The sequence below is a fragment of the Roseateles sp. FW305-36 genome (assembly GCF_058787015.1).
The window spans coordinates 45,255-70,164 of sequence record NZ_JBYSZK010000016.1 but is presented as its reverse complement, the minus strand read 5'-3'; the positions used below and the strand labels follow the sequence as shown (position 1 = coordinate 70,164).

The following is a 24,910-nucleotide window of genomic DNA, read 5'->3' as shown; positions in this document are numbered from 1 at the left end:
CATGGACATCTCACGCTTCTTCATCGACCGGCCGCGCTTCGCGACCGTGTTGTCCCTCTTCATCTTCCTGATCGGCGCGCTGGCCATCCCGCTGCTGCCGATCTCGGAATACCCCGAGGTCGCGCCGCCCCAGGTCGTCGTGCGCGCCCAGTACCCCGGCGCCAACCCGCGCGTGATCTCCGAAACGGTCGCGACGCCGCTGGAAGAGCAGATCAACGGCCTGGAAAACGTCCTCTACTTCGACAGCCAGGCCACCGGCGACGGCGGCATGACGCTGACCGTCACCTTCAAGATCGGTACCCACCCGGAAGCCGCCGAGACGGCGGTGCAGAACCGCATCAACCGCGCCCTGCCGCGCCTGCCCGACATCGTGCGCCAGATCGGCGTGACGACCGAGAAGGCTGCGTCCAACCTGACCATGGTGGTCCACCTGGTCAGTCCCGACAATTCGCGCGACGCCCTTTATCTGCGCAACTACGGCACGCTGAACGTGCGTGACGACCTGCTGCGGGTGCCGGGCATGGGCTCGGTGCTGAGCTTCGGCGCCGGTGACTACGCCATGCGCATCTGGCTCGACCCGCAGAAGCTGGCCGCCCGCAACCTGACGGCGTCCGACGTCGTGGGCGCCATCCGCGAACAGAACACCCAGGTCGCCGCCGGTGTCGTCGGTGCCTCGCCGTCGCCCCAGCACACCGACTTCCAGCTGTCCATCAATGCCCAGGGCCGCCTGGCCAGCGAGGAGGAGTTCAGCAACATCATCGTCCGCAGTGAGCCCAAGACGGGTGCCATGGTGCGCGTGAGGGATCTCGGCCGCGTCGAGATCAGCGCCAACACCTATGCGCTGCGCAGCCTGCTGAACAACAAGGAAGCCGCAGCCATCGCCATCTTCCAGGCGCCGGGCTCCAACGCGCTGGCCATCTCCGACAACGTCCGTAAGACCATGGAGAGGCTCAAGCCCAGCTTCCCCAAGGGCGTGGACTACGCCATCGTCTACGACCCGACGCGCTTCGTGCAGACCTCCATCGAAAAGGTCGTGCACACGCTGTTCGAGGCCGTGGCGCTGGTGGTGCTGGTCGTCATCATCTTCCTGCAGACCTGGCGCGCCTCCATCATCCCGCTGGTGGCCGTGCCGGTGTCCATCATCGGCACCTTCGCCGTGCTGCTGCTGCTGGGCTTCTCCATCAACACGCTGACGCTGTTCGGCCTCGTGCTGGCCATCGGCATCGTGGTGGACGACGCCATCGTGGTGGTCGAGAACGTCGAGCGCAACATCCAGGACGGCTTGACGCCGCATGCGGCGACCGTCAAGGCCATGCAGGAGGTCTCGGGCCCCATCATCGCCATCGCCCTGGTGCTGTGCGCGGTCTTCATCCCGCTCACACTCGTGCCGGGCCTGTCCGGCCAGTTCTACAAGCAGTTCGCCGTCACCATCGCCATCTCGACGGTGATCTCGGCCTTCAACTCGCTGACCCTGTCGCCGGCCCTCGCCGCCATCCTGCTGCGCCCGCATGACGCGCCCAAGGACGCGCTGACGCGCGGCATGGACAAGGTCTTCGGCCGCTTCTTCAACTGGTTCAACCGCTTCTTCCATCGGCGCTCCGAGGGCTACAGCCGTGGCGTGACGGGCATCCTGAAGCGCAGGTCGGCGGCCCTGATCGTCTACGCGCTGCTGCTGGGGGCCACCGTACTGCTGCTGTCGCGCATCCCCAGCGGCTTCGTGCCCGCGCCCGACAAGCAGTACCTGATCGGCATCGCCCAGCTGCCGGCCGGTGCCAGCCTGGACCGCACCGAGGAAGTCATCCGCCGCATGAGCGAGATCGCGCTCAAGGTGCCCGGCATCAAGGACTCGGTGGCCTTCCCCGGCCTGTCGGGCGCCGGCTTCTCGGCGGCGCCCAACGAGGGCATCGTCTTCTTCGGCCTCGAGGACTTCGACAAGCGCACCTCGCACGACATGAGCAAGGAGGCCATCCTCGGCAAGGTCAATGGCGCCATCCAGCAGATCCAGGGCGCGCGCATGTTCGTCGTGCCGCCGCCGCCGGTCGACGGCCTGGGCATCGCCGGCGGCTTCAAGGTGCAGGTGCAGGACCGCAGCAGCCAGGGCGAACAGGCCCTGTACGGCGCCGTCTGGGGCACGCTGGGCCAGGTCTACGGCAACCCCAACACCAGCATCGGCACGCCTATTCCAACTACGACATCAACGTGCCGCAGCTGTTCGCCAACGTCGACCGCACCAAGGCCAAGCAGATGGGCGTGCCGCTGGCGTCCATCTACGACACGCTGCAGATCAACCTCGGCTCGCTCTACGTCAACGACTTCACCAAGTTCGGCAAGACCTACCAGGTCATCGTCCAGGCCGACGCGCCCTTCCGCGCCAAGGCCGAGGACATCACCCAGCTGCAGACCCGCAACGGCAGCGGCGAGATGGTGCCGCTGGGCTCGCTGATGAGCGTCGAGCCGACCTTCGGCCCGACGCGCGTGACGCGCTACAACGGCTTCCCGTCGGCCGACATCAACGGCGCGCCCAAGCCCGGCTTCTCGTCGGGCCAGGCCGAGGCCGAGATCGAGCGCCTGCTGAAGACGTTGCCGCGCGGCTTCGGCTACGAGTTCACCGAGCTCAGCTACCAGGACCGCCTGACGCGCAGCGTCACCGTGCCGGTGCTGAACGTGGAGGTGCCGACTTTGGCCGCGGTGCTGGCCTTCTCGGTGCTGCTCGTCATCCTCGTGCTGGCCGCCCAGTACGAGAGCTGGAGCCTGCCTCTGGCCATCATCCTGATCGTGCCGATGTGCATCCTGTCGGCGCTGTTCGGGGTCTGGCTGTCGCACTTCCCGCCCTTCGGACAGGCGGGGGACCTGAACATCTTCACGCAGGTGGCCCTGGTCGTGCTGGTCGGCCTGGCGTGCAAGAACGCCATCCTGATCGTCGAGTTCGCCAAGGAGCTGGAGGAGCACGGCAAGACCATCCGCGAGGCCGTCATCGAGGCCTGCCGCCTGCGGCTGCGCCCCATCCTGATGACGTCCATCGCCTTCTGCGCCGGCGTCATCCCGCTGATCCTGGGCAGCGGCGCCGGCAGCGAGATGCGCCGCGCCATGGGCATCGCCGTGTTCGCCGGCATGCTGGGCGTGACCCTGTTCGGCATCTTCCTGACGCCGGTCTTCTACAGCCTGCTGCGCGCCGGCACCGAGAAGCGCCGTGCCCGTGCGGCCGCGCTGCGCGCCCAGGTCGATGCCTCGGCCCACGCCTTCCACCCTGGCATCGATGACGACGCCCCCACGAAGAAGGAGGGCCATTGAGATGCTCGCCCGTCTGACCCCTCTCGCCCTGGCCGTTGCCCTGGTTGGCTGCGCCGCGCCCGGCCTGTCCAAGGGCCCGGCCAACCTGGCCCCTGAGAAATTCGCGCAACTGCCGGCGTCCAACCCGGGCGCCGCCACGATGACGCAGGCCTTTGTCGACAGCGCGCAATTGCAGCGCGTCGTCGATGAAGTGCTGGCCAACAACCGCGACCTGCGCGCCTCGGCCGCACGGCTCAAGCAGGCCGAGGCCCTGGCCACGGCTGCTGGCGCCCAGCGCCTGCCCACCGTCGGCCTCGGCGCCAGCGCCAGCCGCCAGCGCGCGCCCAATGACCAGGGCGTGTTCAACAACTTCACCAGCTACGGTGTCAATGCGACGGCGGGCTGGGAAGTCGACCTGTGGGGCCGCGTCTCGGCCAATGCCCAGGCGGCCGGCTACGACGCCCAGAGCGCCGCGCTGGACCGCGATGCCGCCCAGCTCAGCCTGGCCGGCACGGCGCTGAACCTGCAGGCCCAGCTCATCGGCCTCGGCCACCGGCTCGCGCTCGCCAAGGAGACCCTGGTCGTGCAGAACCAGCTGCTCGACCTCGTCAAGGCGCGCGTCGGCGCCGGCCGCGGCACGGCGCTGGACCAGGCCCGTGCCGAAGCCCTGGTGGCGCAGACCTCCGCCAGCGTGCCGGCGCTGCGCAATGCCGCCTGCCTGACCCGGCTGCAGCTCGACGTGCTGCGCGGCCAGCCCCCGGCTGACTGCGACAAGGCCGACAGCGATCCGCTGCCCGCCATGCCCGAGCCGCGTCTCGTCAGCCTCGGCACCCTGCCCGACCCCGCCGGCCTGCTCGCGCAACGCCCCGACGTGAAGGCGGCGACCGCGCGCGCGCAGGCCGCCGCCTCACGCGCCCATGTCGCCTGGGCCGCGCGCTGGCCCAGCCTGGGCCTGACCGGCCAGATCGGCTGGAGCGCGGGCAAGGCGGGCGACCTGTTCAAGAGCGGCACGGAGATCCACAGCCTGGCTGCGGCCCTGAACTGGAACTTCCTGGACTTCGGTGCCCGCAAGGCCGAAGAGAGCGCGGCACGGGCTGGCTATGAAGCCGCGGTGGCCGCGGCCGAGCAGGCCCAGCTGACGGCGCTGCAGGACGCCCAGGGCAGCCTGTCGACACTGCGTGAGACCGAACTCCAGGCCACGGCCCAGGCCACGGCCGCCGACGCGACGCGCCGAGCCCGTGAGCTGGCTTTGAAGCGCTATGAAGCCGGTGTCACCGACTTCTATGCGCTGCTGAGCGCCGAGCAGGAGCGACTGGCGGCGGCGGACGCACTGATCCAGGTGCAGACCCAACGTGCCGCCGCTTTGCTGGCCGTGCACAAGGCCTTTGCTGCCCGTCTGACCGCAGCTCAGTGAGGCGAGAGGGCCGGCGTTGCCGGCGCTCGCCTCAGGCCGCCACGGCGGCCGGACCGGCCGAGTTCTTGCGCCAGCGCCACCACAGCAGGCCCAGGCCAATCAGGAACATGACCGCGCCGATCCAGCGCGTCTCGCTGGTGTTGTCCTGCATGTCTGCCAGGCGCACGACATTGGGCTCGTTGGGCAGATAGCGCACCTTGACCGTGGGTTCGGCCTTGCCGTCCTTCATGGCCTGGCCTTGCTGCTGCGGCAGGCCGATCTCCGCGTTGACCTGATTGCCGGCCTCCGTCTTGAAGACGATGTGACCGCGAAAGCCGCTCTCCGAGCCGCTGCGCTTCTTGCGCCATTCGATGCTTTCCACGACGGCGATGGTTTCGCGGCCATTGGCCTGCAGGCGCTTGATGTCGCGCGCGTCGCTCGCGCCGCTGAACATCACATAGGGCCCGCCGACCAGAAACGCCAGCAGGATGACCCAGGACCTCAAGCTCTCCAACATCACTCACTCCCTTGGCGCCCTCGGGCGGCCCGGGCGCGATGTTTTGTATGCGAGGCAGCCGCCCCTGCGGCCGCGATTGTTCCAGCGCCGCGGAACGCGCTTGCTCAGGGTCTGCCTGAAGCTGCAGGGCTTAGGAGGACGCGACGATGCGCGCCGCCAGCAGCACGACGCTGCGGCGATGGGCATCGGCCAGCGCATCCGCCTGCGCGCTGCAAGCCAGGCTCAGGTCGGCCGAACCCGGTGCCGGCAGCGTGGTGTCGCGCGGCGCTTGCAGGGGCAGCCAGTGCCAGCGGGCGCGCAGCTTCAGCTGCAGGCCGCCGCCGTCGGGCCGGGCCAGCCATTCGTCCACCTGCACGATGAGACGCAGCGACTCGCCTTCCGGCGTGTTCTGCTTGCCGACCGTGACGGGGTAGGGCTGGCGCAGCCGCCACAGGTCTTCGGCCAGCAGCCGCGGCAGCGCTTCGCGCAGGGGCTCGGCCCAACGGGCCTCGGGCAGGGGGCGCAGGCCGGCGCTGCCTTCGGCGACCAGGATCTCGTCGCGGTCCAGCAGGTCGGGCAGGTCCATCTGCGGGCTCAGCACCCAGGCGCGCCCGTCCTGGCCGGGTCGGGCGTCGGCGGGCAGCGGCGGCATGCCCGTCAGGCCGTAGAGACGGCGCGGCGGCGTGTTGCGAGCGGCGCAGCCAGCGAGGGCGGCCGCGGCCAGCATGAGCAGGCCGCGGCGTTGCAGGTCCATGGCGATCGTCGTCATTTGTCACGCTCCGGCGCAGCAGCTTGAGGGACATCGGGCTCGCGGCCGAGCAGCAGCTGCTGCGGCTGCGCATCCAGCGACCGGGCCAGCTGGCGCAGCGCGCGCGCAGCCTGCGACAGCTCGCGCATCGTGCGCTCGGTCTGCTGCAACAGCGGGCCGTCGCTGTCGGCGGCTTCACGCAGCGAGGCGCTGGCCTGGGCCAGCTCATTGACGGCGCGCTGCACGTCGCGCACGGTCGGGCCCTTGGGGTCGAGCAGGTCGCTGGCATGGTCGGCGCCGGTGCCGAGCTTGTCGGCGGCGCGGGACACCTTGTCGCCGGCGCGGTCCACGCTGGCCATCGCGCTTTCGGCGCTGCGCGTCAGCGGCGTGGCGCGGCGGTCCAGCTGTGCGGCCAGGCTGCGCGCGTGGGTGGCAGTGGCGGCAAAGTCCTTCAGGCCCTGCTTCAGTTCGGGCGCGGCGATCAGCTGGCGTGCCGAGTTGGCGATCTGGCTGAGGTCGTCGACGATCTTGCGCAGGTCCACGCTCTCGAGCTGGTCCTTCAGGGCCTGGAAGGCGGTGGCGCTGGTGGGGATCTCGGTGGCGTCGCCCCGGTAGCCGCCGTGCAGCTTGCCGGGCGGCTTGGTGCGGAAGTCCAGGTCGATGTAGAGCTGGCCGGTCAGCAGGCTCTGCGTGCCGAGCTGGCCGGTCAGGCCGCGCCTGATGAGGGTGGGCAGGGCATGGCCGATGTCGTCGTTGCCCATGCGGCCGTCCAGGCCGCGCACCGCATCGGCGTCGAGGTCGGCGATGACGGGGATGGCGAAGGTGTCGGACTTGCTGTCGTAGTGCACGCTGATGTCGGTGACGTCGCCGATGCGAACGCCCCGGAACACCACCGGCGCGCCCTTCTGCAGCCCGAACACCGAGCCCGTGAAGAACATCACCACGCGCTCCGGCTGCTTGAACCAGTGCTGGCCGGGCAGGGCGACCAGGGCGACGGCCAGCAGCGCGAGGGCCGAGACGACGAAGGCGCCGATGAGCAAAGGGCTGGCGCGGCGGCGCTTCATGCCGCTTCCTTTTCGGGCTGTGCCGCACCGCGCGTCAGGAACTCGCGCACCGCGTCGGGCCCGTGGTCACGCAGTTCTGCCGGCGGCCCGAGAGCGGTCGCCGTGTGCGCCTCGACGTCGAGGAAGAGCACGCGGTCGGCCACGGCGAACAGGCTTTCCAGCTCGTGGGTGACGAGGACGATGGCGCGCCCCATCTCGGTCTTGAGTTTCTTGATGAGGTCGTCCAGCCGTGCCGAGGTCAGCGGGTCCAGGCCTGCCGAGGGTTCGTCCAGGCACAGCAGCGGCGGGTCCAGCATCAGCGCGCGGGCGATGGCCGCTCGCTTCCTCATGCCGCCGGACAGCTGAGCCGGCTCGGCGTCGAAGGTGGCGGGATCGTCCAGCCCGGCCAGGGCCAGCTTGAAGCGGGCCTGGCGTTCGCGCTCGGCCGCGTCGAGCTTGGTGTAGAGCTCCAGCGGCAGCATCAGGTTCTCGCCCACGGTCATGCTGCTCCACAGCGCGCCGGCCTGGAAGGCGACGCCGATCTCGCGCCGCGGCGGGTCGTCGCCATGCACGTCGCGCTCCCCGCCACCGCCGGTCCAGAGCACGCGGCCCTGCTGCGGTGTCTGCAGGCCGATCATGTGGCGCAGCAGCGTGCTCTTGCCGCAACCGCTGGCGCCGACGATGGCCAGCACCTCACCGGCCCTGACCTCGAAGTTCAGGCCCTGCTGCAGCGCCTTGCCGCCGGCATGCAGGCTGAGGTCTTCGACCTTCATCAGCACCTCGTCCATCAGATGTCCAGTCGCTGGAAGATGACCGTGAGGGTCGACGCCGCGACCACCATCCACACGATGGCCTGAACGACGGCCGCCGTCGTCGCCTCGCCCACCGCCTGGGCGCTGCGGCCGGCGTTCAGGCCCTGGCGGCAGCCCGCAAGCGCCACCAGCACCGCATACACGCTGCCCTTGAGCAGGCCGACGAACAGGTCCCAGCCGGCCAGCGCCTCGCGCGTCGTCGCCAGGTAGGCGGCCGGCGGCACGTCGTAGAGGAAGACGGCCACGCCCCCGCCCACCAGCAGCCCGGCCACGCCGGCGCACAGCGTCAGCAGCGGCCCGGTGACCAGCAGGGCCAGCATGCGCGGCAGCACCAGGTGCTCGACCGGATTCACGCCCAGCGTCGTCAGCGCGTCGATCTCCTCGCCGGCGCGCATGCTGCCGATCTGGGCCGCGAAGGCCGCGCCGACGCGCCCGGCCAGCACGATGCCCACGACCAGGGCCGCGATCTCGCGCACCACGCCGATGGTGACGAGGTTGGCGATGAAGCTCTGGGCGCCGAAGCGCTGCAGCTGCTCGGCCCCCATATAGGCCACGATCAGCCCCACCAGCGAGCTGACCAGCAGCACGATGGGCAGACTGCGCGGGCCGGTCTGCTCGATCTGCCACAGCCAGTCGCTCAGGCGCATGGCGCTCCTGCCGCGCGCCAGCCGCCCGACGGCGGCCAGCATGTCGCCGATGAAGACCAGGGTCTTGCGCCATTCGGGGTCGGGGGCGGGCTCGTCGTCGACCGCGGCTCTCTTCCCGGGTTGCTCGGGCTGGGGCAGGCTCAGCGACAGCAGCGGTTGCAGGCCGCGCGGCAACCCGGCCAGGTCCAGGTGGACGCCACCGCGCGCCAGCGGTGCGAGCAGCTGCCACAGCGCACCGGCAAGAGGTGGCTGCCAGTGCGACAGGGCCGAGCTGTCGAAGGCGAGCGTCGTGCCCTGGGCCACCGTCAGTTCGGCAGGCGGCCTGGGCAGCTCGGCGCCGGTCAGGTCGCCGGACAGCAGCAGGCGCCAGGCCTGCCCCCGGCCTTCCCAGCGGGCCTCGCCCGTGCCGGCGGCGCCGGACGGAGGCAGGGGAGGAGAGATGGCATGGGACATGACACCCCATGCTCTGTCCCGCTCACCCGTTCGCGGCCCGGACGCCGACGGCGTGGCTTGTAGGACGGCGCGCTGTCAGCGTGGGCCGACATGCCAAAGGCGACCTGGACGACCGCCCCGGCACGATCCGGCGACGAAAGTTGAAGCCGGCACACCCGATTCCTCCAGCGATGAGCAAGACCACCAACCCCGATGCCGCCCGACCCGAAGGCAAGCCCTCGCTGCCGCATGAGCGCGATCAGCAGAACACGTCGACCAACCCCAAGCCAGATCCCCAGGTGGATCGCGCCGCGCGCGATCTCCAGCAGGGCCAGGTGGACACCGACCTGCGTGCCACGCCAGGCCTGGATGCGGACCGGCGCGGCGACATGGTGAGGGGTGGCGAGCAGGGCGCGGCCGGCGGCGGCCGAAAGCCCGGCCGCTAGAACGTCGCCAGCTGCTGCACGACCCGGTTGCGCCCCTGCGCCTTGGCTTGGTAGAGCCCGGCGTCGGCGCGATGGATCAGGCTGTCCAGCGTGTCCTCGGAGCGCGCCGTGGCGACGCCGATGCTGACGTGGCAGCGCGGCAGGGCCGCATCCGCCACCGCGCTAGTGCGCAACCGCTCGGCCACGGCCAGGGCCTGGGCGGCATCGGTGTCAGGGAGCAGGGCGACGAACTCCTCGCCGCCATAACGGCCCAGCACGGCCGGCCGGCGCAGCACTGCATGGGCGCGCCCGACGAAGTCGGCGAGCACGCGGTCGCCCACCAGATGGCCGTGCTCGTCGTTGATCCGCTTGAAGTGATCCAGGTCCAGCATCAGCACCGACAGCGGCCGTCCCTGGCGCTGCGACCGTGACAGCTCCGCCTCGCCCGTGGTGAACAGCGCGTGGCGCGTCAGGGCGCCGGTCAGGCTGTCGTGGGTGATCAGCCGTTCCAGCTCCTGGCGCAGATGCTCCGACGCCATCAGGACCGTGCCGATGCTGGTCAGCAGCGTGCCGAAGGCCAGCCCCAGCAGATACAGGACCTGCATCGGCGAGGGCGTGAACAGGCCTTCCTGCGGCGGCATGAAGGGCGCCGTCACCGCACGGGCCAGGATGATGGTGCTGGTGAGCAGCAGCACCACGCCGGTGAAGCGGGTCGCGAAGCTCTGCACCGGTTGGTTCCAGATGAGATGGGCGTGCCACATGCCAACGCCGCCCAGTAGCAGGCCCATGAACAGCACCCGATAACCGTACGGCCCGCTGAAGAACTGCATGAAGCCCAAGATGACAAGGGCCACCAGCCCCAGCAGCCCCCAGGCGCGCGCCGACAGCGGCCGCTCGAAGAAACGGCAGCTGCCCGCCACGAACAGCACGGCGCCGGCGAACATCAGCGCATTGGCCAGACCGAGGGACAGCAGGTCGGGCAGCTTGCCGCGCAGCGTGAACAGCAGGGCGGACGCGAACCCCACCAGCGGCGCGGCGGCCCAGTAGCCCAAGCCATGGATGGACGGCGGATAGCTGCGGCGCTGGAAGAACATGACCAGCGCCATCAGGCAGCCCATCACCCCGGTGACGCCGCTGATGGTGCGCAGCTCCAGCATGTCCAGCAAGGTCGGGCCTCCCTTCCGCCGAACCGGGAGTCTAGGCCGGCGCGCTGGGACCGGTGGCGGGCCGGCGGGGGTGAATAGCCACGGCCGAGGGCGCTTGGGCAGGCACACTGGCGCCATGCCCCTCCTGCCGCGCCGCTGGCGCCTGCCCTATTTCTCCGTGCTGGCCATCATCGGCCTGCTGCTCAGCGTGTCGGCCCTGCAGACCTACCGCCTGTCCGGTGGCAGCCACCCCTGGGAGCCCTTTCTGTGGGAGTTCAGCTCCGTCGGCGTCATCGGCACCCTGGCCCTGGGAGTGCACGCCTTGATGGGGCGCTTGCGTGGGCGGCCCTGGCCGCAGCAGCTGACGGCGCACGCGGTGGCGATGCCGCTGTTCAGCCTGGTGCATGTCGCCGGCATGTTCGGCCTGCGCTTTGCGGTCTACGCGCTGGCCGGGGTGGACTACCACCCGGACGATCTGCGCACCGTGCTGGTCTACGAAGGCGGCAAGGATGCGGTCAGCTACCTGAGCTTCTGCCTGATCTCGCGCGGTGTCTGGATGGCCCAGGCCGCCGCCGTACGGACCCAGGAACTGGACCGCGCCCGCCGCGAGCTCGCCGAGGTGCGCCTGGCCCGCCTGGCCGACCAGGTCCAGCCCCACTTCCTGTTCAACACGCTGAACCTGATCTCCTCGGTCATGTACGAGGACGTGGCGCGCGCCGACAAGCTGCTTTGTCAGCTCGCCGACCTGCTGCGCCAGACCCTGGCCGCCCAGCAGCGCGCCGAACACACGGTGCGGGAAGAGCTCGCCCTGGTGCAGCCCTTTCTCGAGCTGATGCAGGCACGCTTCGGCCCTGAGCGGCTGGTCGTGCAAATCGAAGCCGACGCGGCCGCCGAGGCCTGCCGCCTGCCGGCGCTGCTGCTGCTGGCGCCGGTGGAGAACGCGGTCAAGCATGACGTGGCGAGGCATCGCGGCCGCGTGACGGTCAGCGTCATCGCCAAGCGCGTTGGCGAGCGCCTGCAGCTGAGAGTCAGCAATCATGGCGACACGCCGGTGCCCGAGTCGCCGCCCGACCCCGATGGCGGCCTGGGGCTGCGCAATCTGCGCGAACGCCTGCAGGGTCGCTACGGCGACGCAGCCCGTGTCGACTTCGGGCCCGATGGCGCCGGCATGACGCTGGAGGTGCAGCTGCCATGCGCGTGCTGATCGTCGACGACGAGCCCGCCGCACGCGCCAAGCTGCGCCGGCTGCTGTCGGCCGAGGTCGATGTCGCCGAGTTGCTCGAGGCACCCGATTCGCCTGCGGCCCTGGCGCTGGTGAAAAACCTGGCCGCGCCGCCCGATCTCGCCCTGCTCGACATCGAGATGCCGGGTGGCAGCGGCGTGCAGCTGGCCGCGGCCCTGCGCGAGGCCGGCGTGCGTTGCATCGTCTTCTCCACGGCGCACGCCGAACACGCGCTGCAGGCCTTCGAACTGGCGGCCCTGGACTATCTGCTCAAGCCCTACACGGCCGAGCGCCTCGCGGCCGCGCTGCAACGAGTGCGCGAGAAGCTGGCGCAGCCATCGGCGCCGGTGGGTGAATGCTGGGTGGAGGGCGAGCGCATCGCGCTGGCCGAGGTGCACTGGATCTCGGCCGCCGACAACTACATCGAGCTGCACCTGCCGCCGCGCAGCCTGCTGGAGCGCGCGACCCTGGCCGACGCGCTGGAGCGCCCCGGCTGGGCGGCGCGCTTCCTGCGCGTGCACCGCAGCCATGCGGTCAACATGACCCATGTGAGGCGCATCGAGCGCCTGGGCAGCGGTGAGGCGGTGCTGACGCTGAACGGTGGCGAGACGCTGCGCGTGTCGCGTGGCTATCGCGCCGTGCTGGATTCATTCGCCCCTTAGCGGCCACCACTCGCCCCAGCCCGCTCGCGGCGCGAGGCGCCGGCCGCGAAGCTGGCGTCCATGAACACCACCGCCACCTCCCGCCTGCCCTTTCTTGACGGCCTGCGCGTTGCCGCCTTTGCGCTGCTGATCCCGTATCACGTCGGCATGTACTACGTGACCTGGGACTGGCATGTGAAGAGCGCGGCGGCCAGCGAGGCCCTCGAGCCCTTCATGCAGCTCAGCTCGCCGTGGCGGCTGGGCCTGCTCTTCCTGATCGCCGGTGCGGCCTGCCAGAGCCTGTTCGCCAAGCGCGGCGTCCTGGGCACGCTGAAGGACCGATCGCTGCGCCTGCTGCTGCCGCTGATCTTCGGCATGGCCGTCATCGTCACGCCCCAGGCCTATTTCGAGGTGCTGACCAAGGTGCCGGCCCAACTGCCGGGCGACGGGGGCTATCTGGATTTCTGGAGCGCCTATCTGCACAGCGGCAAATACTGCCGCGGCGACGACTGCATGGTCGTGCCGACCTGGAACCATCTGTGGTTCCTGCCCTATCTGTGGCTTTACGCCGTGCTGGGTGCCGGCATCGCCGGGGCTCTGCGCTGGAAGCCGCGCGCGCTGAACCTGCCCGCCTGGGCCTGGTTGCTGCTGCCGGCCCTGCCGCTGGCGCTGATGCGTGTCTTCATCAAGCCGCTCTTCCCCATCGAGCACGACTTCGTGCACGACCTCTACAACCATCTGCAATACGGCTGGCTGTTCGCCATCGGCTGGGCCAGCCGCACCTCGCTCGCGCAGGGCTTCTGGACGGCTGCGTTGCGCCTGCGCTGGGTGGCCCTCGGCGTCTCGCTGGCCGGTTGGGCCCTGCTGCTGGTCTTCAACAGCCACTACGACGCGTGGAAGGACATCGACGGCCTGTTCGCCGCGGCGCGCACCTTGCGCGGCTCCCTGACCTGGTTCGCCATCGTCGCCGCCTGCGGTTGGGCCCAGCGCGCTTTCACCCACGAGTCGGCCTGGCTGCGCGAGGCGAGCAAGGCGGTGTTCTGCCTCTACATCCTGCACCAGAGCGTCATCGTGCTGCTGACCCAGGCGCTGAAGCCGCTGGGCCTGCCCTGGGGCCTGGAGGCGATGCTGCTGATAGCTCTGACCTTCGCGGTCTGCGTGCCGGCCTACCTGCTCGCTCGCCGCGTGCCGGGCCTGGCCCTGCTGCTGGGCATTCAGCGCCGCAAGCCGTCGACGATGGGGCAGTTGACGACGATGCCCGTCACGTCCAGTTCGACGTCGCCCGCGTCGGCCGCGGCCAGCACGGCTTCTTCGGAACGCAGCTCGCGCGAGGGCCGGCCGGGTTTCCAGTGAACCAGCACCAGTCGCCACAAGGGGCTGTAGTTCGCGTCGGGCGGACCCGAAGCGAAGATGCTGATCTGGGCCTCGTCGCTGAACTTGTAGACGCGCTCGGTCAGCGAGGCGCTGCCCATGCCCACGGCACCGGCCAGTCGGGGCACATGGTTGACGCCAGCCTGCTTGGCCATCGCGGCGTCGGAGATGTCCGTCGTCACGTACTCGACGCGGTGGCCGTCCACCCAGGCTTGGAGTCGGGGCAGGGTGACGCCGGGCGCGGCGCAGGCGGCCAGCAAGGTCAATGCGAGTGAGGCCAGGGGCAGCTTGACGTTCATCTCTGGCAGTCGATGCGGCGGTGCGTGACCTTACTGCGCCGCCTGCAGCGGCGTGAACAGCGGGTTGGCCATGCGTACCGGAATGACGTCCAGCCGCGCCTTCAGCACCGTGTAGTCCTCGCCGCCGAGGGCGCCGCTGAACCAGCCCACCATGCCAGGGCCCTTGTAGAGGCGGAACTCGAAGCCGAGTTCGGGCGACAGGTCGCCGGGCCGCGGCTTGGCGCGGTAGGCAAGGCCACGCACCTCGGGCGTGGGACCGTCCAGCAACTGGGCCATGGCCAGCACGATGGTGTTGTCGGCCAGGATGTCGAGGAAGTAGTTGTCGTGGCGCAGATAGGGCTTGTAGTCACTGGCGGCGGGGTCGATCTTGGGCTCGCGCAGCTTGTGGGCAGCGGGTGTGGTCACGCCGGACTTCAGGCTGTGGCGATCACCGCGGTCCAGATAGCTGAGCACGGCGCCGCGCAGGTTGAAGGCCGGCAGCTTGCTGTCGGACGTGGCCTCGCTCAGGTCCACCAGCAGCGCGCCGCGGGCGCCGACGATCTCGACCTCGCTGCCCTTGATGATGGCGGCGGTGTTCTCCTCGACGCCCAGGCCCAGCGTGAAGCCGAGGGCGCGCATGGCCGGGAGCAGGCGGCCGATGCGGCCCCGCTTCAGGAAATGCTGGTCGACGAAGAGGCCCGCGTCGACGAAGCCCAGGCCGCGGTCGTACTCGCGCTTGTCGCGCCACTGGCCCTTCAGGATCTGCATGTTGTCCGGCGCGTCGCGGAACATCATGCGGCTCATGATGGCCGCGCCGGCGCTGCTGCCGGCCACCACGCCGCCGCCGTCGTAGACCTGGCGGATGGCCTTCAGCATGGCCGTCGGTTCGCCGCCGGGCTGCAGGGTGTCGACGATGTATTCCTGGGCGCCGCCCGAGAAGAACACCGCCTTGGCCGCGGCGACCTTGGCGATCAGCGCCGGATCGTTGAGGTTGGCCTGCAGGTCCACGTCCTTCTGGCGCGGTGCGACCGGAATGGCCTCGGCGCTGGCGCCATGGCGGTTCAACGCGGCGACGATGAGGCCGGCACTGCGCTCGGGGTTGGCCGCGGCGGTCGCGAATACGGCGATGCGGGCGCCCGCGCCGCCGGCCTCCTCGACGACCCGTTCCCAGACGGCGTCGTTGTCGTTCTTCAACGCGCCGCCGATGACGATGGCGGTGCCGGCCTGGGCCGTGGCAGCAAGCAGCAGGGTCGCCGCGGCGGCGATTCGGAGCAGCACGTATTTCATGGCGATCATGCGGCCATCTTGTCAGCCCGCACGGCAGGCAGCCAGCGGGTTAGGCCTCAAGTTGCGGGGTGATAAGGTGACTGCATGACGATCCGCTCCTCCCTTCTCGCGCTGGCCTGGCTCGGCGGCCAGGCGCAGGCCCAGATCGCGCCGCCGCCCGCCGAAGCTGCCTACGCCGCGGTGCGGCCCATGATTGCCGAGCAGCAGCGCCTGGTCGCGCCGAACGCCATCGAGGTCAGCGAGGCCGTCGAGCTGGGCGGGCTCAAGCAATGGATCACCATCCGCGGCGCCGACAAGGCCAACCCGGTGCTGATCTATGTTCACGGCGGCCCTGGCGCGGCCGAGATGGGGCGCAGCTGGCCTTATCAACGCGGCTGGGAGGACTTCTTCACCGTCGTGCAGTGGGACCAGCGCGGCACGGCCAAGACCCTGCGCAGCGGCGGCGAAGCGGCCAACAAGGCCGAGCTGACGCGCGAGCGCATGGCCAGGGACCTGGTCGAGCTGATGGCCGTGGTGCGGCAGCGCCTGGGTGTCGAGCGCGTGGTGCTGCTCGGCCATTCCTGGGGCAATGTCATCGGCCTGGATGCCGCCATGGCCAGGCCCGAGTGGGTCAGCGCCTATGTTGGCGTCGGGCCGCTGATGAATCTGCAGGCCAACGAGCGCGCGCAATACGAAGGCCTGCTGGCCGAGGCGCGTCGGCGCAAGGATGCGATGGCCCTGGCCGAGCTCGAGGCCATCGCGCCCTATCCGGGCGAGGGCGACATCCCCTTCGCCAAGGTCAATGTCGCGCGCAAATGGGTGCAGGCCTGGGGCGGCCTCGCGGCCTACCGCGACAACGCCGACTTCTATTTCCGTGCCGCGCGACTGTCGCCCTATTACGAGTACGAGGACCGCCTGGCCATCGACGCCGGCGGCCAGCTGTCGGTGCCGGCCCTGCTGCCCGACATGAGGCGAGCCGACCACACGCGCATCCGCGAGACGCGCTTCCCGGTGCTGATGTTCCTGGGCCGCCACGACCTGACGACGCCGGCCTCGGTCATCGAGCCCTGGCTGGCGCAGCTGAAGGCGCCGGACAAGAAGCTGGTCTGGTTCGAGCATTCGGCCCATCTGGCGCCGCATGAGGAGCCGGGCAAGTTCCTGGTGGCCCTCGTCGAGCAGGTCAGGCCGCTGGCGGCGCGCTAGGTCCAGTACATCGGATAGCTGCGTTTGCAGGCACGGTGGTAGAGCACCGCGACGACCACCATGGTCAGCGCGCCGAACAGCGTCGGGAAGAGCAGGAAGCTCCAGTTCGGCGCGGCCAGGAAGACGATGATGGGATTGGAGCCCGCGGGCGGATGCAGGGTGCGCGTCAGCATCATCAGCACCACGCAGACCGCCGCGGCCAGGGCCAGCGACCACCAGCTCGGCCCGCACAGTGACAGGGCGGCGAGACCCACGGCGGTGCAGATGACATGGCCGCCGACCAGGCTGCGAGGCTGGGAGAAGTCGAGCTCGGGGAAGGTGAACACCATGGTGGCGCTGGAGCCGAAGGACCCGAGCAGCAACAGCCAGTGCAGGTTATAGGACGCGAAGGCCAGCACGCCGATGACGGCGAAGACACCGGCGCAGGCCAGGGCGCCTTGCCGGAGGCTGTAGCTGGGGGCACGGCTGCGTCGACGCGCGGCAGGCGCAGGCTCGGGGCGTACCACGACGCCCGGGGCGAGTTCGCTCATGGAAGTCCTCGGCAGGTCTCGAAGATCTAGCAAAGATCGCGCCGACGCGAGTCAAAAAAACAGGGGCCGGCGTTTGGCCTGGCCCCCGGCAAACGCCGCCGACACCTCAAGACGGCGGCGTGGAGATGACGATCAGGCCGGGCTGTTGGCGGTGCGGCCGGGGATGGCTTCGAGCTCGCCCGACTCGCGCGCCTTGCGGCCGTAGAAGACCTCGAACAGCGGCGTGGCCATCATGGTCGTCACGACCGCCATCAGCACCAGCATCGAGAACAGGGCCGGGCCGATGATGCCCTTCTGCAGGCCGATGTTGATGATGATGAGCTCCATCAGGCCGCGCGAGTTCATCAGCGCACCGATGCCCAGTGCGGTGCGGTTGTCTTCACCGGCCATGCGGGCCGCCAGATAGCAGGCACCGAACTTGGCCAGCACCGAAGCCACCAGCACGCCGCCGGCGATCAGCAGCAGCTCTACTGAATTGATCATGTCCAGCCGCGTGTTCAGGCCCGAGTAGGTGAAGAACATCGGCAGCAGCAGGATGACCGTGATCGGCTCCAGCTTCTTTTTCAGCTCGGCTGCGAAAAGCCCGCGCGGCATGACGGCGCCGAGGATGAAGCCGCCGAAGATGGCGTGGATGCCGACGGCGTCCATGACGAAGGCCGACACGCAGAAAGCAATCAGCGTGATGCCCAGCACCGTGTGGCTCATCTGGCCGTCGCGCTCCACCCTGCGGCCCAGCGGCGCCAGCAGCTTGCGACCGAACCCCATGATGAAGGCCGCCCACAGCACGCCGCCGCCGATGGCCAGCACGGCCACTCCCGGACCGGCGCCGAAGGCCGCCAGCACCAGGGCCAGCACGCACCAGGAGGCCGCGTCATCGAAGGCGCCGGCCGTCAGCGTCAACGTGCCGAGGGACGTGTTGGCCAGGCCCTGCTCGTTGATGATGCGAGCCAGCATGGGGAAGGCCGTCAGCGCGATGCAGGCACCCATGAACAGCGTCGCATTGGCTGTCGAGATGCCTTCGGCGAACAGGCCGGGCACCGTCAGCAGCAGCGGCGTGATCAGGAAGGCGATGAAGAAGGGCGCCGCGATGCCGGAGATCGACACGCCGATGGCGCTTCTGGCCTTGGTGGCGAAATGGTCCAGGCGCAGCGTCGTGCCCACCAGGAACATATACAGACCGACGCCGAGTTGGGCGCCGGAATACAGCACGCTGCGCATCTCCTTGGGGAAGACGGCGGCCTGCAGCTGCGGGAAGAACAGGCCCAGCAGCGACGGGCCGAGGATGACGCCCGCAATCATTTCGCCGACGACCTGGGGCTGGCCCAGGAACTTGCGGCCCGCCCAGCCGACGACGCGGCAGGCCGCCATGATGAGCCCGAGCTGCAGGAAGAAGTGGACGCTGAAGTCGCCTGGCGCGTAGGTCTGCGCGACTGCGGGGGCTGCAGGGCCATGCTTGGCGAACACGTCGCCCAGGATGGCAAGAAGGTCGAATTCCATGGGTCTCCTCGTCGGCGGCTGGGGCCGCCATCCCGCTTTGGCGGTGGTTTTGTACAGCGTTGTCATCGCTTTCTTCTGAAAGCGCCGCCAACTGCGAGAGCACTTTGCCAGTCGAGCTTCTGATGTCCATTGGGACGAGCAGTGGCGAGCCTAGGTACCTACTTCCCAATTGCGCATTTGAAGGTACGTAGGTACATTCGTCGCCACGATGAAGCTCCTCACCAGCCGCGAGTTCAACCGCGACGTCAGCCTGGCCAAGCGCGCCGCGGCGACGGAGCCGGTCGTGATCACCGACCGCGGTCAGCCTACCCATGTGCTGATGAGCATTGCCGAGTACCGCCGCCTGACCGGCGAAGGCGAGAGCATCCTGGAGTTGTTGGCCATGCCCGAGGCCGTCGCCATCGACGCGGCCGATGCGGCGGCCGATGGCGCCTGGGATCACAGGGAAAACCTCTGATGTTCCTGCTCGATACCGGCATCGTGCTCGAACTGCGCAAGGCCAAGGCCAGCGAGTCCGATGCCGGCCTGGCCGCCTGGGCCGCCGGCCTGCCGCGGCAAAAGCTCTTCATCTCGGCGCTGAACCTGCTGGAGATCGAGAACGCCGCTGCCCGCCTGGGTCGCAAGGACCGTGCCGCTGGCCTGGCCGTACGTGACTGGATCGACAACCGCGTCATGCCGGCCTTCGAGGGCCGCGTGCTGCCGGTGGACGCGGCCGTTGTGCGCCGCCGCGCCCAACTGCCCTATGCCAACACCCGCGACGGCCTGCTGGCCGCGACGGCGCTGGAACATGGCCTGACCTTCGTGACCCACCGCGTCTCGGCCTTCCGCGTCGGCCGCGTCAAGTTGCTCAACCCCTCGGGCTATGTGGCCCAGCCCAGCGACGAGGACGAGGACTGGAGCCATGGCGCGCAGACCGGCCATCAGTGGCTGAAGAATTTGTATACAAGAGCATGACGAGTCCCAAGCGACGCATCCTCATCGTCGGCGGCGGCACCGCCGGCTGGCTGACCGCCGCCTACCTGGCCAAGGCCCTGCGCCTTTCCGAGAGGCCGCATCTGGAAGTGACCGTGCTGGAGTCGCCCGACATCGGCACCGTCGGCGTCGGCGAAGGCACCTTCCCCACCATCCGCAGCACCCTGCAATTCCTCGGCATCGACGAAGGCCGTTTCATCCGCGAAACCGCGGCGACGCTGAAGCAGGGCATCCGCTTCGTCGATTGGGCGCGCACGCCCGTCGACGGCCAGCACCAGCAGTTCTTCCATCCCTTCGAGGCGCCCTTCTACGCCGAGGACCTCAACCTCGTGCCCTACTGGCTGCTGCAGGACGAGGCCACCCGCCCGCCCTTCGCCCAGGCCATGACGCTGCAATGCCGCGTCGCCGAGGCCAACCGCGCGCCCAAGCGCAGCGGCGAGGCGCCCTATGCCGCGCCGCTGAACTACGCCTATCACTTCGATGCGACGAAGCTGGCCAAGCTGCTGGCCGACCGTGCTCGCGAACTCGGTGTGCGCCATGTGCAGGGCACGGTCACCGACGTGTCGCTGACCGGCGCCGGGGCGATTGCCCATCTCGACACGGCCCAGCACGGGCGCTTCGAGGCCGAGCTGTACGTCGACTGCACGGGCTTTCGCGCCGAGCTCATCGGCCGCGCACTCGGCAGCCCCTTCAAATCGGCGCGCGAGCATCTCTTCGTCGACCGCGCCCTGGCCTGCAAGATCCCGCTGGAGGCGGACGCCGTGATGGAGAGCGCCACCATCGCCACCGCCCACGAGGCCGGCTGGCTGTGGGAGATCGGCCTCAACGGCGCGCGCGGCATCGGCTGCGTCTACTCCAGCAGCCACCTCAGCGAAGACCGCGCCGCCGACATCCTGCGCCGCTACTGCGGCCCGGGGCATGAAGACCTTGCGATGCGCAGCATCCCCTTCGCGCCGGGCTACCGCGAGCAGCAGTGGGTGCAGAACTGCGTCGCCGTCGGCCTGTCCGCCGGCTTCCTGGAGCCGCTGGAAGCGACCGGCCTCGTCCTCATCGAGGCGGCCGTCGGCATGATTGCCGAGATGCTGCCGCACGGCGGCCCCATCGCCGCGCCGGCGCGACGCTTCAACGAGCTGATGACGACCCGCTTCGAGAACATCATCAACTTCCTGAAGCTGCACTACTGCCTGAGCCAGCGCCAGGAGCCCTTCTGGCGCGACAACGCCCAGCCCGCCACCATCCCCGAGCGCCTGGCCGGACTGCTCGAGGAATGGAAGCTGCGCCCGCCGGGCCGCTTCGACTTCCTGCTCGACACCGAGACCTTCGCCTTCTTCAACTACCAGTACATCCTCTACGGCATGGGCTACGCGACCGACCTCAGCGCCGGTCGCGCCGACTTCACCCAGGCCGAGGACGCGGCCAAGCTCTTCGCCAAGATCCAGCGCTTCGCCGAGCGTGCGGTGGCCGACCTGCCCGGCCACCGGGCGCTGATTCAGCAGATCAACGCGGGCAGATGACACCCGTCGCTGCCGAGGCGACTCGCCGCATCCTTGGTGCCGCGCTGGCCGGCGCCGCCGTCGGCGTGCTGGGCGGCCTGATCGGTCTCGGTGGCGCGGAATTCCGCCTGCCCATCCTCATCGGCCTGTTCGGCTTCCTGGCCCTGTACGCGGTGATCCTGAACAAGGCCATGAGCCTCGTCGTCGTCACGAGTGCGCTGTTCTTCCGCATGGGCACGGTGCCGGCGCAGCAGTTGCTCGACAGCTGGGCGATCATCGCCAACCTGTTGGCCGGCAGCCTCGTTGGTGCCTGGCTGGGCGCCGGGTGGGCGACGCGGCTGAGCAACCGCAGGCTCTATCAGGTCATCAGCCTGATGCTGATTGCCATCGCGGCGGTGCTGGTGTTCGCCCACGAGGTCCATGGCCGTGGAGCCCTGCTGCACGGGCCGGCCCAGGTCTTGGCTGGCGTGGCGGCGGGCTTCCTGATCGGCGTTGTGGCCGCGGTCATGGGCGTGGCGGGCGGCGAGCTGCTGATTCCGACGCTGATCCTGCTGTTCGGCGCCGACCGCCGGCAGCCTGTCGGTGGCGATCAGCTTGCCGACGATGGTGGTCGGCTTCGTGCGCTACAGCCGGGACGCCGCCTTCGAGGTCCTGCGTTGCAACGCGCGTCTCGTCGGGGCGATGGCGGCCGGGTCCATCCTTGGCGCGGCACTGGGCGGCCGGATGCTCGGCATCGTGCCGAACAGCGTCCTGCTTCCTGCCTTGGCGGCTATCCTGGTCATCTCGGCCGTCAAGGTCTGGCGCCACAAGTGAGCTTCGCTCCGGTCGCGGGCGAGGTGCTTGGAGGGGCCAACGCGAGTCGATCAGCTTATGCGGGCGAGTGCGGTCCCCACATGATGACTGCCATGCCCAGCAGGCAAAGGGCCACACCGAGCCAGTCCATCGGCGTCGGTGCCACCTTGTCGACGACCCACAGCCACAGCAGCGCCACGCTGATGTAGACGCCGCCATAGGCGGCATACACCCGGCCTGCCGCCGTCGGGTGCAGGGTCAGTAGCCAGGCGAAGAGTGCCAGGCTCGCGGCCGCTGGCGGCAGCAACCAGACAGAGCGGCCCTGCTTCAGCCACAGCCAGGGCAGGTAGCAACCGACGATCTCCGCCAGCGCGGTGATGGCGAACAGGCCGCAGGTCTTGAGCAGGTCCATGCGGGCATTGTGGCAACGACCGATGCGCGCAAAACCCTTGCTCCTCAAGTGGCTTGAGGTCCTACCTTGTCGACCTCATCATTGCGAGGAGAGTCCTCATGAAGTCTTGGGAACTGGCGTTGGGCCTGGGCGCCGCTTGCGCCGCCTGCTGCGCCATCCCTCTGCTCGGTGTCGCTGCGCTCGCCAGCACGGCCGCTGCTTTGTGGGCCTGCGTCGACGAGCTGCTGCCGGTGGCGCTGCTGCTGGTGGTGCTGCCGGCCCTTTGGCTGTGGCAGCGTCGGCGGGCAGCGCGCCGCACGGCCTGCGCATGCGCCACGGCTTGCGCCGCGGGAGCTGAGCATGGCCGCCGCTGAAATCGCCTGCACGCTGGGCGTCGCCGACATCGGGTCGCGCCTGGCCCGCATCCAGCAGCTCACGCGTGCGCGGCTGCGAACCCACCGACTGCAGGGTTCGACGCTGCGCCTGAGCTACGGTGTCGAGGCCGCCCCCGAGCTGGCCGACCTCGTCGAGCTGGTCATCGTCGGCCCACCGCAGCAAGGTGGCGACGCGCAATGGCTGTTCTCGCAGTTCCTGCCGGCCTGCGAGCCGGCCATCTGCGGCTGCAGCGCAGGCTAAGCTCGCTGGCATGACTTCGCCTGCCTTCTCCATCGGCGTGCTGGCCGAGCGGACCGGAAGCTCCGTGCCCACCATCCGTTACTACGAGTCCATCGGCCTTTTGCCCAACGGGCCGCGCACCGAGGCCGGCAGGCGTGTCTACGACGAAGCTGCCGTGCGCCGCCTGGGTTTCATCCGCCGCTGCCGCGACTTCGGCTTCGCCATCGAGCAGGTGCGCGAGCTCGTGGGCCTGATGGACGAGCCGGAGCGCCCCTGCGTCGAAGCCCGCGAGGTGGCGGCACGCCACCTGGAGCAGATCCGAACCCGGCTGACTGAGCTGCAGGCATTGGAGCGTGCGATGGCGGCTTTCGTGGGCAGCTGCGACGCCGCCTGTGCGGGCGGCGCGGCGCTGGATTGCAGCATCCTGGAAGACCTGGCTGCGCCGCCCGACGGAGCCAGGCGACTGCCGAAGCCTGGCTGCTGCAACATGGGCTGAACCTGCATGGGGTGGTCTCAGGGCCGAGCCACGAAGGCGCTCGGCTCCCTCGGCGGTCCGTCCGTCTCGTGCAGCGTTCTTTGCCACCAACCCACGTCCCGCCACGCGCCGTGCTTGAAGCCCACCTTGCGGTAGACGCCGATACGCTGGAAGCCGACAGCCTCGTGCAGGCCCACGCTGCCCGCGTTGGGCAGGGCGATGCCCGCGAAGGCCTGGAAATAGCCCAGCTCGGCCAGCAGCGGCAGCAGGCGACCGTACAGCGCGCGGCCGACGCCCTGGCCGCGCATGTCTTCGCGCACATAGACCGTCGTGTCCACCGACCACTGGTAGGCCGCCCTCTCCTTGTGCTTGCTGGCATAGGCATAGCCGCAGACCGTGCCGGCATCGTCCTCGGCGACCAGCCAGGGCAGGCTGCCCAGCGTCTTCGCTATGCGTGTGCGCATCTCGGATTCGCCCGGCGGCTCGGTCTCGAACGAGATCGTCGTGGCCTGGACGATCGGGTCGTAGATGGCGGCGACGGCGGCAGCGTCGCCGAGGGTGGCGGTGCGGATCTTCAAGCGGAGGTCTCCGGTGGATGGATGGGGACACGAATGAACAGCAGCGCAACCAGCGCACTGAGCGCCAGCGCGGCCGAAAACCACAACGCGGCGGTGCCCAGGCGTGCCAGCAGCAATCCGAACAGCCAGGGTGACAGCGCCTGCGCCAGCCGCGCGGGCATCACCAGCAAGCCCTGCCGGAGTCCGTAGCCCGACGGGCCGAACAGGGCCAACGGCAAGGTGCCCTTGGCAATGGTCAGGATGCCGTTGCCGGCGCCATGCAGCAGCGCGAAGGCGGCTGCCACCGGCGCGCCCATCACTGCCAGCAGCGCTGCGCCGAGTGGGTGCATCAGCGCTGCGGCACGCGCCGAGTGCAGGGGATGCAGCCGACGCAGGAAACCGAACTCCAGCAGCCGCCCCGCCACCTGGGCAGGCCCCACGAGCGCACCGATGGCGATGACGGCGCCGGGCGCGGCCCCCACGGCATCCAGCAGTCGCGGCAGGTGAGCCGCCATGGCTGTGCTGACGAACCAGGTCACGGCGAAGACCCACGCCAGCAGCGCGGCGGTCCGCAACGGTGGCTCCGAGGCAGTTGCTGCAGTCGGCGCATCGCCCATCGCCGGAGGCGACGCCAGCTCGGCGCGTGGCAGCAAGGCGTTCAGTGGCAAGCCCGCGATGACGTGCAAGGCGGCCCAGGCCCAGCAGGCGCCGCGCCAGCCGAAGGCGTGTTCCAGCGCCGCCGTCAGTGGCCAGCCGACCGTGCTCGCAAAGCCGGCGATCAACGTGATGCCGGTGATGGTGCCGCGCGCCTCCTGGCCGTACAGGCGCACCAGCGAAGCGAAGGCCGCCTCGTACAGGCCGCTGCCCATCGCAACGCCCATCACCAGCCAGGCCGCGAACAGGCCGACCGGCCCGCTGGCCAGCGCCATGGCGGCCAGCCCGAGCGCAAACAGCGCGCTCGTTGCCATCAGCACGTGTCGGCCGCCCCAGCGGTCGATGCGCCGGCCCGAATGCGGCCCGACCAAGGCCGACACGACCAGCGCCACCGAGAAGGCCGCGAACACCGTTGGCTCGTTCACGCCCAGCTCGGCGGCCATCGGTCGTGCCAGCAGGGCCGGCAGGTAGTAGGACGAGGCCCAGGCCAGGGTCTGGGCGCTGCCCAGCGTGGCGACGACGCGCGTGCGGCTGGCCGGCAT

At 69.7% G+C, this 24,910-nt stretch carries 24 protein-coding genes and 3 pseudogenes; 14 read left to right on the top strand and 13 right to left on the bottom strand.

Translation table 11 applies throughout. The annotated features are described in order from the left end of the window. Position 1: 1 nt before the first annotated feature. Both AC3WOE_RS24520 and AC3WOE_RS24515 read left to right on the top strand, forming a co-directional pair. Positions 2–3,291, top strand: a pseudogene (locus AC3WOE_RS24520) (efflux RND transporter permease subunit). Between the two features lies 1 nt (position 3,292). Next, positions 3,293–4,684, top strand: coding sequence for an efflux transporter outer membrane subunit (locus AC3WOE_RS24515; RefSeq protein ID WP_492694061.1), 1,392 nt, complete (start codon positions 3,293–3,295; stop codon positions 4,682–4,684). Between the two features lie 31 nt (positions 4,685–4,715). Here the strand turns inward: AC3WOE_RS24515 and AC3WOE_RS24510 are convergent, their stop codons facing one another. From AC3WOE_RS24510 to AC3WOE_RS24490, 5 genes are all read right to left on the bottom strand, one after another. Next, positions 4,716–5,180: a DUF3592 domain-containing protein gene (locus tag AC3WOE_RS24510; protein ID WP_492694059.1), complete on the bottom strand. Its 465-nt coding sequence runs from the start codon at positions 5,178–5,180 to the stop codon at positions 4,716–4,718. Positions 5,181–5,310: 130 nt separating this feature from the next. Continuing rightward, positions 5,311–5,928, bottom strand: coding sequence for a PqiC family protein (locus AC3WOE_RS24505; RefSeq protein ID WP_492694057.1), 618 nt, complete (start codon positions 5,926–5,928; stop codon positions 5,311–5,313). Further along, positions 5,925–6,971 (bottom strand): MlaD family protein, encoded by a 1,047-nt coding sequence (locus tag AC3WOE_RS24500; protein WP_492694055.1) that lies wholly within the window; start codon positions 6,969–6,971, stop codon positions 5,925–5,927. Before AC3WOE_RS24500 ends, AC3WOE_RS24505 begins: the two co-directional genes overlap by 4 nt. Further along, entirely contained in the window at positions 6,968–7,738 is a 771-nt protein-coding gene (locus AC3WOE_RS24495; protein WP_492694053.1) for an ABC transporter ATP-binding protein, read from the bottom strand. Before AC3WOE_RS24495 ends, AC3WOE_RS24500 begins: the two co-directional genes overlap by 4 nt. Then, positions 7,738–8,862 carry an MlaE family ABC transporter permease gene (locus tag AC3WOE_RS24490; protein ID WP_492694051.1) on the bottom strand — a complete coding sequence of 375 codons (1,125 nt, stop codon included), beginning with the start codon at positions 8,860–8,862 and terminating at the stop codon, positions 7,738–7,740. Before AC3WOE_RS24490 ends, AC3WOE_RS24495 begins: the two co-directional genes overlap by 1 nt. 170 nt (positions 8,863–9,032) lie before the next feature. Between AC3WOE_RS24490 and AC3WOE_RS24485 the strand changes: the two genes are divergently transcribed. Continuing rightward, positions 9,033–9,287 (top strand): hypothetical protein, encoded by a 255-nt coding sequence (locus AC3WOE_RS24485; protein WP_492694050.1) that lies wholly within the window; start codon positions 9,033–9,035, stop codon positions 9,285–9,287. On the opposite strand, the gene AC3WOE_RS24480 is transcribed toward AC3WOE_RS24485, so the two are convergent. After that, on the bottom strand, positions 9,284–10,423 hold the full coding sequence (locus tag AC3WOE_RS24480; protein WP_492694230.1) for a GGDEF domain-containing protein: 1,140 nt from the start codon (positions 10,421–10,423) through the stop codon (positions 9,284–9,286). The genes AC3WOE_RS24485 and AC3WOE_RS24480 overlap by 4 nt on opposite strands. Before the next feature lie 124 nt (positions 10,424–10,547). Between AC3WOE_RS24480 and AC3WOE_RS24475 the strand changes: the two genes are divergently transcribed. From AC3WOE_RS24475 to AC3WOE_RS24465, 3 genes and pseudogenes are all read left to right on the top strand, one after another. After that, complete coding sequence (locus AC3WOE_RS24475; RefSeq protein WP_492694048.1) at positions 10,548–11,615, top strand: sensor histidine kinase; 1,068 nt, start codon at positions 10,548–10,550, stop codon at positions 11,613–11,615. Next, positions 11,603–12,295: a LytR/AlgR family response regulator transcription factor gene (locus tag AC3WOE_RS24470; RefSeq protein WP_492694046.1), complete on the top strand. Its 693-nt coding sequence runs from the start codon at positions 11,603–11,605 to the stop codon at positions 12,293–12,295. The genes AC3WOE_RS24475 and AC3WOE_RS24470 overlap by 13 nt, the downstream gene beginning before the upstream one ends. A 60-nt stretch (positions 12,296–12,355) precedes the next feature. Then, positions 12,356–13,432, top strand: a pseudogene (locus tag AC3WOE_RS24465) (acyltransferase family protein); the annotation flags it as partial. A 56-nt stretch (positions 13,433–13,488) separates the two neighbouring features. Here AC3WOE_RS24465 and AC3WOE_RS24460 read toward each other — a convergent pair. Both AC3WOE_RS24460 and AC3WOE_RS24455 read right to left on the bottom strand, forming a co-directional pair. Beyond that, positions 13,489–13,944, bottom strand: a complete 456-nt coding sequence (locus AC3WOE_RS24460; protein ID WP_492694044.1) for a DUF7482 domain-containing protein — start codon at positions 13,942–13,944, stop codon at positions 13,489–13,491. Positions 13,945–13,974: 30 nt separating this feature from the next. Continuing rightward, a complete protein-coding gene (locus AC3WOE_RS24455) occupies positions 13,975–15,219 on the bottom strand; it encodes a cyanophycinase (protein ID WP_492694042.1) in 1,245 nt (414 codons plus the stop codon). 75 nt (positions 15,220–15,294) lie between these two features. Here AC3WOE_RS24455 and AC3WOE_RS24450 point away from each other — a divergent pair, with 75 nt between their 5' ends. Then, positions 15,295–16,392 carry an alpha/beta fold hydrolase gene (locus AC3WOE_RS24450; protein ID WP_492694040.1) on the top strand — a complete coding sequence of 366 codons (1,098 nt, stop codon included), beginning with the start codon at positions 15,295–15,297 and terminating at the stop codon, positions 16,390–16,392. Here the strand turns inward: AC3WOE_RS24450 and AC3WOE_RS24445 are convergent. Further along, positions 16,389–16,922: an HPP family protein gene (locus tag AC3WOE_RS24445; RefSeq protein ID WP_492694038.1), complete on the bottom strand. Its 534-nt coding sequence runs from the start codon at positions 16,920–16,922 to the stop codon at positions 16,389–16,391. The genes AC3WOE_RS24450 and AC3WOE_RS24445 overlap by 4 nt on opposite strands. A 132-nt stretch (positions 16,923–17,054) precedes the next feature. Beyond that, a complete protein-coding gene (locus AC3WOE_RS24440; RefSeq protein WP_492694036.1) occupies positions 17,055–18,419 on the bottom strand; it encodes a cation:proton antiporter in 1,365 nt (454 codons plus the stop codon). 208 nt (positions 18,420–18,627) lie between these two features. On the opposite strand from AC3WOE_RS24440, the gene AC3WOE_RS24435 reads away from it, so the two are divergent. From AC3WOE_RS24435 to AC3WOE_RS24420, 4 genes and pseudogenes are all read left to right on the top strand, one after another. Beyond that, entirely contained in the window at positions 18,628–18,876 is a 249-nt protein-coding gene (locus AC3WOE_RS24435; RefSeq protein ID WP_492694034.1) for a type II toxin-antitoxin system Phd/YefM family antitoxin, read from the top strand. After that, a complete protein-coding gene (locus AC3WOE_RS24430) occupies positions 18,876–19,373 on the top strand; it encodes a PIN domain-containing protein (protein ID WP_492694032.1) in 498 nt (165 codons plus the stop codon). Before AC3WOE_RS24435 ends, AC3WOE_RS24430 begins: the two co-directional genes overlap by 1 nt. Then, entirely contained in the window at positions 19,370–20,905 is a 1,536-nt protein-coding gene (locus AC3WOE_RS24425) for a tryptophan halogenase family protein (protein ID WP_492694030.1), read from the top strand. Before AC3WOE_RS24430 ends, AC3WOE_RS24425 begins: the two co-directional genes overlap by 4 nt. Next, a pseudogene (locus tag AC3WOE_RS24420) lies at positions 20,902–21,408 on the top strand (TSUP family transporter); the annotation flags it as partial. The gene AC3WOE_RS24425 and the pseudogene AC3WOE_RS24420, both read left to right, overlap by 4 nt. Positions 21,409–21,752: 344 nt before the next feature. Here the strand turns inward: AC3WOE_RS24420 and AC3WOE_RS24415 are convergent. Further along, positions 21,753–22,088 carry a YnfA family protein gene (locus tag AC3WOE_RS24415; protein WP_492694028.1) on the bottom strand — a complete coding sequence of 112 codons (336 nt, stop codon included), beginning with the start codon at positions 22,086–22,088 and terminating at the stop codon, positions 21,753–21,755. 98 nt (positions 22,089–22,186) lie between these two features. On the opposite strand from AC3WOE_RS24415, the gene AC3WOE_RS24410 reads away from it, so the two are divergent. From AC3WOE_RS24410 to AC3WOE_RS24400, 3 genes are read left to right on the top strand one after another with little or no spacing between them, the layout of a single operon-like run. Continuing rightward, the gene (locus tag AC3WOE_RS24410; protein ID WP_492694026.1) at positions 22,187–22,441 is read left to right on the top strand and encodes a hypothetical protein; all 255 of its coding nucleotides are present in this window, start codon (positions 22,187–22,189) and stop codon (positions 22,439–22,441) included. Further along, positions 22,428–22,703 (top strand): hypothetical protein, encoded by a 276-nt coding sequence (locus tag AC3WOE_RS24405; RefSeq protein WP_492694025.1) that lies wholly within the window; start codon positions 22,428–22,430, stop codon positions 22,701–22,703. The genes AC3WOE_RS24410 and AC3WOE_RS24405 overlap by 14 nt, the downstream gene beginning before the upstream one ends. A 10-nt stretch (positions 22,704–22,713) precedes the next feature. Continuing rightward, a complete protein-coding gene (locus tag AC3WOE_RS24400) occupies positions 22,714–23,178 on the top strand; it encodes a MerR family transcriptional regulator (RefSeq protein ID WP_492694023.1) in 465 nt (154 codons plus the stop codon). Between the two features lie 17 nt (positions 23,179–23,195). Here the strand turns inward: AC3WOE_RS24400 and AC3WOE_RS24395 are convergent, their stop codons facing one another. Continuing rightward, a complete protein-coding gene (locus AC3WOE_RS24395) occupies positions 23,196–23,735 on the bottom strand; it encodes an arsinothricin resistance N-acetyltransferase ArsN1 family B (protein ID WP_492694021.1) in 540 nt (179 codons plus the stop codon). Continuing rightward, on the bottom strand, positions 23,732–24,910 hold the full coding sequence (locus tag AC3WOE_RS24390) for an MFS transporter (protein ID WP_492694019.1): 1,179 nt from the start codon (positions 24,908–24,910) through the stop codon (positions 23,732–23,734). The genes AC3WOE_RS24395 and AC3WOE_RS24390 overlap by 4 nt, the downstream gene beginning before the upstream one ends.